At 70.9% G+C, this 8,039-nt stretch carries 8 protein-coding genes and 1 pseudogene; 5 read left to right on the plus strand and 4 right to left on the minus strand.

Annotated elements, in window-relative coordinates; translation table 11 throughout:
* The 4 genes from Q2100_RS21305 to fadD3 form a co-directional block, all read right to left on the minus strand.
* On the minus strand, positions 1–374 hold a 374-nt coding region (locus tag Q2100_RS21305), incomplete at its 3' end, for an acyl-CoA dehydrogenase family protein (protein ID WP_302915659.1).
* Positions 371–1,342 (minus strand): acyl-CoA dehydrogenase family protein, encoded by a 972-nt coding sequence (locus Q2100_RS21310; protein ID WP_302915660.1) that lies wholly within the window; start codon positions 1,340–1,342, stop codon positions 371–373. The genes Q2100_RS21305 and Q2100_RS21310, both read right to left, overlap by 4 nt.
* Complete coding sequence (locus Q2100_RS21315; protein ID WP_302915661.1) at positions 1,339–2,484, minus strand: acyl-CoA dehydrogenase family protein; 1,146 nt, start codon at positions 2,482–2,484, stop codon at positions 1,339–1,341. The genes Q2100_RS21310 and Q2100_RS21315 overlap by 4 nt, the downstream gene beginning before the upstream one ends.
* Positions 2,485–4,050 carry a 3-((3aS,4S,7aS)-7a-methyl-1,5-dioxo-octahydro-1H-inden-4-yl)propanoate--CoA ligase FadD3 gene (gene fadD3, locus Q2100_RS21320; RefSeq protein ID WP_302915662.1) on the minus strand — a complete coding sequence of 522 codons (1,566 nt, stop codon included), beginning with the start codon at positions 4,048–4,050 and terminating at the stop codon, positions 2,485–2,487. It abuts the gene before it with no gap.
* Positions 4,051–4,097: 47 nt separating this feature from the next.
* Between fadD3 and ipdE1 the strand changes: the two genes are divergently transcribed.
* The 5 genes and pseudogenes from ipdE1 to Q2100_RS21345 form a co-directional block, all read left to right on the plus strand.
* Positions 4,098–5,249 carry an acyl-CoA dehydrogenase IpdE1 gene (gene ipdE1 / locus Q2100_RS21325; protein WP_302915663.1) on the plus strand — a complete coding sequence of 384 codons (1,152 nt, stop codon included), beginning with the start codon at positions 4,098–4,100 and terminating at the stop codon, positions 5,247–5,249.
* On the plus strand, positions 5,246–6,034 hold the full coding sequence (gene ipdF / locus Q2100_RS21330) for a (5R,7aS)-5-hydroxy-7a-methyl-1-oxo-2,3,5,6,7,7a-hexahydro-1H-indene-carboxyl-CoA reductase (protein WP_302915664.1): 789 nt from the start codon (positions 5,246–5,248) through the stop codon (positions 6,032–6,034). The genes ipdE1 and ipdF overlap by 4 nt, the downstream gene beginning before the upstream one ends.
* A 69-nt stretch (positions 6,035–6,103) precedes the next feature.
* The gene (locus Q2100_RS21335) at positions 6,104–6,772 is read left to right on the plus strand and encodes a response regulator transcription factor (RefSeq protein WP_264016107.1); all 669 of its coding nucleotides are present in this window, start codon (positions 6,104–6,106) and stop codon (positions 6,770–6,772) included.
* Positions 6,769–7,800, plus strand: a complete 1,032-nt coding sequence (locus tag Q2100_RS21340; protein ID WP_302915665.1) for a HAMP domain-containing sensor histidine kinase — start codon at positions 6,769–6,771, stop codon at positions 7,798–7,800. Before Q2100_RS21335 ends, Q2100_RS21340 begins: the two co-directional genes overlap by 4 nt.
* A pseudogene (locus tag Q2100_RS21345) lies at positions 7,797–8,039 on the plus strand (DUF4173 domain-containing protein); the annotation flags it as partial. The gene Q2100_RS21340 and the pseudogene Q2100_RS21345, both read left to right, overlap by 4 nt.

Consider the following 8,039-nt stretch of genomic DNA (forward strand, 5'->3'; position numbering starts at 1 on the left):
ACCACGTACTCCGGGTCGAACACCACCGCGCCGATGCGGGTGCCCTCGGCCAGCCCCTCGAGGGCGTCGGTGTCCGGCGAGTCGGCGGCGAGCAGCGCGAGTTCGGCCAGGGTCGTGCCCAGCAGCGGCGTCGGCACCAGCGCCCGGCCCAGCTCCTCGATCACCACGGCCGCGTCGGCCAGTTCACCGCCGGCGCCGCCGAGTTCCTCGGGCACCACCAGCGCGGCCGCACCCACCTGCTCGCACAGCAGCTTCCACAGCGACTCGTCGTAACCGCGATCGGACGCCATCGCCTCGCGCACCGCAGCGGGGGAGGCGTGCTTGTCGACCAGTGCGGCGACGGTGTCGCGCAGCAGTTCCCGCTCTTCACTCATGCGCCGGCCCCCTCGGTCAGTGCCTCCAGCACGCGTCTGCGGTGCCACGCCGGGTCGCCCCAGGCCGAGCGCAGTGCCTGCACCCGCAGCAGCCACAGCGACAGGTCGTGTTCGTGGGTGAAGCCGATCGCCCCGTGGGTCTGCAGTGCCGAGCGCGCGGCCAGCAGCGCGGCGTCGGAGGCGGCGGCCTTGGCGGCGCTGACATCCCGTGCGGTGTCCGCGGATCCGTCGGCGAGCGACAGGGCCGCACCGTAGACGAGCGGGCGGGCCAGTTCCACGGCGATGAGCACGTCGGCCAGCTTGTGCTTGATCGCCTGGTACGAACCGATCGCACGGCCGAACTGGTGACGCTGCTTGGCGTACTCCACCGACTGGTCGAGCATCGCCTGTCCGGCGCCGACCAGCTGGGCGGCGGTGGCCAGCGCGCCGAAATCAAAGGCACGGGCGACGTCGGCGGCGCGGGACTCACCGGTGGCGGTGACGTCGAACAGCTTTCGCGCCGGGTCCACGGACTCGTGCGGTGCGCCGGCGGACCCGTCACGCACACCCGCGTCGTCGGCGAGCAGCACCAGACCCGCGGTGTCGGCGTCGACGGCCCGCGGCACCTGAGGCGGCAGGGCGACGGTCGCGATCAGCTCACCGGACGCCAGCGCGGCGCTGCGCTCGTCACCGGCCAGCAGCACCGGCGCCACCGCGATCGACTCCGTCACCGGCCCCGGCACACACCAGCGGCCCAGCCGCTCGGCGGCCACCACGAGGTCGACCGGGTGGGCGTCGATACCGTCGAACTCCTCGGCGACCAGCAGCGCCGTGACGCCGAGGTCGGCCAGCTGCGCCCACACCTTGCGGCCGGGTCCGGCATCACCGGCAGCCCAGGCACGCACCGCACCCGGCACGTCGGCCGCGCCGAGCGCCGCGTCGATGCTGGCGGCGAAATCACGCTGCTGTTCGTCGATCTCGAAGTTCATTTGGCCTGCCCTTTCGGCTCGCGGGGCAGACCCAGCAGCCGCTCGGCGATGATGTTGCGCTGGATCTCGTTGGTGCCCGCATAGATCGGCCCGCCGAGCGCGAACAGCAGTCCGTCGGTCCAGGAGCCTGCGAGTTCGGCGTCGGCGCCGTGCAGGTCGAGCGCGGTCTGGTGCAGCTCGACATCGAGGTCGGACCAGAACACCTTCGTCACCGACGATTCCGCGCCCAGCTCGCCGCCACCGGCGACGCGGGTCACGGTGCCGAAGGTGTGCAGGCGGTAGGCCTGCGCCTTGATCCAGGCGTCGGCCACCCGGTCGGCCATCGCCGAAGGGCGCCCACACTCAGTCCATTCCGAGACCAGTCGTTCGGCCGGCGCCAGGAACCGCGCCGGGCTGCGCAGCGACATGCCGCGTTCATTGCTCGACGTGCTCATCGCGGCCCGCCAGCCGTCGTTGACCTCACCGATCACGTCGGCGTCGGGTACGAACACGTCGTCGAGGAAGATCTCGCCGAACCCGGTGTCGCCGCCGAGCTGGACGATCGGCCGAACGGTGACGCCGTCGGCCTTCAGGTCGAACATCACGTAGGTGAGGCCCTTGTGGCGCTGCGCCTCCGGGTCGGAACGGAACAGTCCGAACGCCCTGTCGCCGAACGGCGCCCGGGAACTCCAGATCTTCTGACCGTTGAGCAGCCAGCCGCCGTCGGTACGGGTCGCGGTCGAGCGCAGCGAGGCCAGGTCGCTGCCCGACTCCGGCTCCGACCAGGCTTGCGCCCAGATCTCTTCCCCGCTGGCCATTTTCGGCAGGATGCGGTCCAGCTGTTCGGCGGTGCCGTGCGCGAAAAGTGTCGGCGCCAGCATCGAGGTGCCGTTGGCGCTGGCCCGCCCCGGCGCACCGGCGCGGAAGTACTCCTCCTCGTACACCACCCACTGCAGCAGCGAGGCGTCCCTGCCGCCGTACTTCTCCGGCCAGGTGATCACCGAGAGGCCGGCGTCGAACAGCACCTTGTCCCACTGCCGGTGCTGGGCGAAACCCTCGGCGTTGTCGTAGGACGTCGTCGGGAACGAATCGCGGTTCGCCGCAAGGAACTCGCGCACCTCCGCGCGGAAGTCCTCGGCGGATTCGTCGAATGTCAGGTCCATTCAGGCTTCTTCCTTCTCGGACATCGCTCGAAGCGCAGGCTTGACCACCTTGCCCCCGGGATTGCGGGGCAGCGCGTCGAGGAACTCCACCGATCGTGGTGTCTTGAAGTTGGCGAGATGCTCACGGGTGTGGGCGATCACGGTCTGCGCATCGAGGGACGAGCCGGGCAGGGCGACGACGAACGCCTTGCCGACCTCGCCGAGCCGCTCGTCGGGCACCCCGATCACCGCCGACTCCGCCACCCCGTCGAGGCGCGCCAGCACCTGTTCGATCTCGGCGGGGTAGACGTTGAACCCGCCGCAGATGTACATGTCCTTGAGCCGGTCGGTGATCCGCAGGTTGCCCGCCTCGTCGACGGTGCCGACGTCGCCGGTGTGCAGCCAGCCGTCGGCGTCGATCGCCGCCGCGGTCGCCTCGGGGTCGTCGAGGTAGCCGAGCATCACGTTCGGGCCGCGCAGCAGCACCTCGCCCTCGGGGCCCTCGCCGTCGATGCGCAGTTCGAAGTCGGCGATCGGCCGCCCGCAGGTGGTGGCGACGGTGATCGCGTCGTCGTCCGGCCGGCACATGGTGCCGAAGCCGGCGGCCTCGGTGAGTCCGTAGCCGGTGAGCACGATGTCGATGTCGAGTTCGGCCTGCATGCGCTCGATCAGCACCACCGGCACGACGGCGGCGCCGGTGACCGCGAACCGAAGCGAGCTCAGATCGTGCTCGGCCCGCCGGGGGTGGTCCAGCAGCGACTGGTAGATCGTCGGCGGACCGGGCAGCACGGTCACGCGGTGCTCCGCCACGGCGGCCATCGCCCGCTCGGGGTCGAACGTCAGCTGGGGGATCAGCGTGGCGCCGGTCTGCAGGCAGGCCAGGATGCCCGCCTTGTAGCCGAAGTTGTGGAAGAACGGGTTGATGCACAGGTAGCGGTCGTCGCTCGTGAGCTCGCCGCACGCGGCCCACGCGGCGGGTGCGTCGAGGGACTGCCGGTGGGCGCACAGGGCCCCCTTGCTGCGCCCGGTGGTGCCCGAGGTGAACAGGATGTCGGACACGTCGTCGGGCCGGACCGCGGCGGCGCGGGCGTCCACCGCCGCGAGGTCGGTTCCGCGGGCGACGAAGTCGTCCCAGGTGCCGTCGGCCTTGTCGACGGGCACCCGCACGATGTGCCGCAGCGCGGGCAGATCGGCACCGTCCAGGGATGCCGCCTTGTCGGCGCCGAGGAACTCGCCAGAGGCGAACAGCAGCGGTGCGCCGGTGCGGCCGAGGACGTCGGCGGCCTCGCTGGCGGTGTAGCGGGTGTTGAGCGGCACGAGGACGCCGCCAGCGTAGTGGGTGGCCAGGCAGGCCACCACCCAGTGCCAGGTGTTGGGGGACCAGATGGCGACGCGGTCACCGGATGCGACGCCGAGGTCGATCATGGCGGCCGCGGCGCGGCGGACGTCGTCCCGCAACTGGGCGTAGGTGATCCGCCGGTCGTCGGTGACCAGTGCGTCGTGGTCGGCGAACTGGTCGGCAATCCGGTCGAGGACCTGGGGAATGGTCCTGCCGTCGGACCGGTCTTGCCCGCCGGGCGTCGTCATCGATGCTCCTCTAACAAAGCAAGTGCTTGGTAGGTTAGCCTACAGGGGTGATAGAGGTCCAGGAGTTCCGGGCCGAGGTCCGGCAGTGGCTCAGCGACAATCTGGTCGGCGACTTCGCCGCGCTCAAAGGCCTCGGCGGCCCCGGCCGCGAGCACGAGGCCTTCGAGGAACGGCTGGCGTGGAACCGCCGTCTCGCCGAGGCCGGCCTGACCTGCCTCGGCTGGCCGGAGGAGCACGGCGGCCGCGGCCTGACGGTGGCGCACCGGGTGGCGTTCTACGAGGAGTACGCGATCGCCAACGCGCCGGCCAAGGTCAACCACCTCGGTGAGGAACTGCTCGGCCCGACGCTGATCGCGTACGGCACCCCCGAGCAGCAGCAGCGGTTCCTGCCCAGGATCCTCGACGTCACCGAACTGTGGTCGCAGGGTTATTCGGAGCCGGGCGCGGGCAGCGATCTGGCCAACGTGTCGACCACCGCCGAACTCGACGGCGATCAGTGGGTGATCAACGGCCAGAAGGTGTGGACGTCGCTGGCGCACTGGGCGCAGTGGTGCTTCGTCATCGCGCGCACCGAGAAGGGCTCCAAGCGCCACGCCGGCCTGTCCTATCTGCTGGTGCCGCTCGACCAGCCCGGTGTCGAGATCCGGCCGATCATTCAGCTGACCGGTGACTCCGAGTTCAACGAGGTGTTCTTCGACGACGCCCGCACCGACGCCTCGATGGTGGTCGGCGAGCCGGGTGACGGCTGGCGGGTGGCGATGGGCACGCTGACGTTCGAGCGCGGCGTTTCGACGCTGGGCCAGCAGATCGAATACGCCCGCGAGTTGTCTGCGCTGGCCGAGGTGGCCAAGCGCACCGGCGCCGCCGACGACCCGCTGATCCGGGAGCGGCTGACCCGCGCGTGGGTCGGCCTGCGCACCATGCGGTCCTTCGCGCTGGCGACGATGGACGTCGAGCAACCCGGGCAAGATTCCGTCTCGAAGTTGTTGTGGGCCAACTGGCATCGCGACCTCGGTGAGCTGGCGATGGAGATCGTCGGCGGCGAGGGTCTGACGCTGGCCGGCGGCGAATTCGACGAGTGGCAGCGGCTGTATCTGTTCTCCCGCTCGGACACCATCTACGGCGGGTCGAACGAGATCCAGCGCAACATCATCGCCGAGCGGGTGCTCGGCCTACCGCGGGAGCCAAAGGGAACATGACGCTGACCGAAGCGCCGAAGGAGATCGACGGGCACGGACTTCTGACAGGCAGGGTGGTGGTGGTCACCGCCGCGGCGGGCACCGGGATCGGTTCGGCGGTCGCCCGCCGGGCACTGGCCGAGGGCGCCGACGTGGTGGTCTCCGACTACCACGAACGCCGGCTGGGGGAGACGCGCGACGAGCTCGCGGCGCTCGGGCTCGGCCGTGTCGACGCCGTGGTGTGCGACGTGACGTCGACCGCGGCGGTCGATGCGCTGATCAGCACGGCCGTGGACAAGATGGGCCGGCTCGACGTCCTGGTCAACAACGCCGGGCTGGGCGGTCAGACGCCGGTGGTCGACATGGACGACGACGAATGGGACCGCGTGCTGAACGTGACCCTGACCTCGGTCATGCGGGCCACCCGCGCGGCGCTGAGGTACTTCCGCGACGCACCGCACGGCGGCGTCATCGTCAACAACGCCAGCGTGCTCGGCTGGCGTGCGCAGCACTCGCAGTCGCACTACGCCGCGGCCAAGGCCGGGGTGATGGCGCTGACCCGTTGCAGCGCAATCGAAGCCGTCGAGTACGGCGTGCGCATCAACGCGGTGTCGCCGAGCATCGCGCGGCACAAGTTCCTGGAGAAGACCAGCTCCTCGGAGCTGCTGGACCGGTTGGCGGGCGACGAGGCCTTCGGCCGGGCCGCCGAACCGTGGGAGGTCGCGGCCACCATCGCGTTCCTGGCCAGCGACTACTCCAGTTATCTGACCGGCGAGGTCATCTCGGTGTCCAGCCAGCGGGCTTAGCGAGCTTCTCCACCGAATCTTCACAATCGCTGCCGGGAAGCCCCACAACCGGCCCTTACAGTCGGACATGTGAAGCGCATCCTGGTGGTCGACGATGAGCCGACCATCCTGGCCCAGGTGGCCACCCGGCTCCGCGCTGAAGCGTTCACCGTGGTCACCGCGGTCGACGGGCCGTCGGCAGTGGAGACGGCCGCCGCCACTGCACCCGACCTCGTGGTGCTCGACGTGATGCTGCCCGGGTTCGACGGGCTCGAGGTGTGCCGGCGGATCCAGGCCGAACGTCCCGTCCCGGTGCTGATGCTCACCGCCCGCAGCGACGAGACCGACATGCTCATCGGGCTGGGCATCGGCGCCGACGACTACCTGACCAAACCGTTCAGCATGCGCGAACTCGTCGCGCGGGTGCGGGTGCTGCTGCGCCGGATGGACCGCGCCGGCGACGACCCACAGCCGCTGCTGGTGGGCGACTGCCGCATCGATCTGCAGGCGCGGCGGGTGCACCGCGGCGACGACGAAATCCATCTCACCCGGACCGAATTCGACCTGCTGGCGTTTCTCATCGGCCGGCCCAGGGCCGTGGTGTCCCGCGACGTGCTACTCGAACAGGTGTGGGGCTGGGCCTCCGGGGTGGAGACCCGCACGGTCGACAGCCACGTCAAGGCGTTGCGGCGCAAGCTCGGTGCGGAACTGATCAGGACGGTGCACGGCGTGGGGTACGCCCTGGAGACGCCGCGGTGACCGTCCGCGGCCGGGCCGTCGCCCTCTGGGAGCGGCTGCCGAGGCCGTTGGACCCGTTCGCGTCCTTCAAGGTCAAGACCGCGCTGCTGGTGGCGGGCGCCATCACGCTGGCGTCGTTCACGTTCTGGATCGGCGCGAGCTGGCAGTTCCGGTACGCCCTACTCGCCGCGCTGGTGACCGCCCTGGTGGTGACGCAGTTCCTCGCCCACGGGATGACGTCGCCGCTGCGGCAGATGACGGCCGCGGCGCGGGCGATGGCCCGCGGCGACTACAGCATCCGGGTGCGCGCCACGTCGCGCGACGAGATCGGGCAGCTGGCAACGGCGTTCAACCAGATGGCGGCCGACCTCGGGGCGGCCGACGAGTACCGGCGCGGTCTGATCGCCAACGTCTCACACGAGTTGCGGACGCCGATCACCGCGCTGCACGCGGTGCTGGAGAACGTGATCGACGGTGTCGCCCAGCCCGACTCCGACACCATGCGGATGGCGTTGGCGCAGACCGAACGCCTCGGCGAGCTCGTCACCAATCTGCTCGACCTGTCCCGCGTCGAGGGCGGCGCGATCCCGTTGCGCCAGGAGCGGTTCGGCGTCGACGCGTTCCTGCGCGACGCGGTGGCCCACGTGGCGGCGGGTCAGGCGATCGTCGAGGTGCGGGTGTCCCCGCAGGCGTTGACCGCGGTCGCCGACCCGGCGAGGTTGCGGCAGGTGGTGGTCAACCTGGTGCAGAACGCGATCCGGCACAGCCCGCCGGGCGGCCGCGTGTCGGTGCTGGCGTGCGCGGCGGCGCCGTCGGGCATCCGGCTCGACGTGTGCGACGAGGGGCCCGGCATCCCGGCCGCCGAGCGCGAGCGCGTCTTCCAGCGATTCACCCGTGGCGCCACCTCCGACGGTGGCACCGGGCTGGGCCTGGCCATCGCCCGGTGGGCCGTCGAGTTGCACGGCGGCGCCATCTCCGTCGCCGACGTCCGGACGGGCTGCCGGATCAGCGTCACGATCCCCGAACCGAGAGAACAGGTGCCCACATGACCTCAGGCATGACACAGATGGTTCCCGGCATGCAGATGATGCCGCCCCCGCCACCGCTGCTCGGTCCGCTGCTGCCGCGCCACGGCGAACCCGGCTGGTCGGTGTGGTCGCGCAAGGTCTGGCCGATCGACCCGCTGGCCGCGGCGCCGCCCGGCCTGCTGGCCGCCGCTCCGGTGGCGGCACTGCTGGGCACCGCGCTGTGGCGTCCGTCGGTGCTCAGCATCGGCTATCTCGTGACC

This window comes from Mycolicibacterium arseniciresistens, from assembly GCF_030519285.1.
GTDB lineage: Bacteria > Actinomycetota > Actinomycetes > Mycobacteriales > Mycobacteriaceae > Mycobacterium > Mycobacterium arseniciresistens.

Coding starts and splice junctions, on each gene's coding strand:
- Q2100_RS21310 (WP_302915660.1), bottom strand. CDS start 1,342: ATGAACTTCGAGATCGACGAACAGCAGCGTGATTTCGCCGCCAGCATC.
- Q2100_RS21315 (WP_302915661.1), bottom strand. CDS start 2,484: ATGGACCTGACATTCGACGAATCCGCCGAGGACTTCCGCGCGGAGGTG.
- fadD3 (WP_302915662.1), bottom strand. CDS start 4,050: ATGACGACGCCCGGCGGGCAAGACCGGTCCGACGGCAGGACCATTCCC.
- ipdF (WP_302915664.1), top strand. CDS start 5,246: ATGACGCTGACCGAAGCGCCGAAGGAGATCGACGGGCACGGACTTCTG.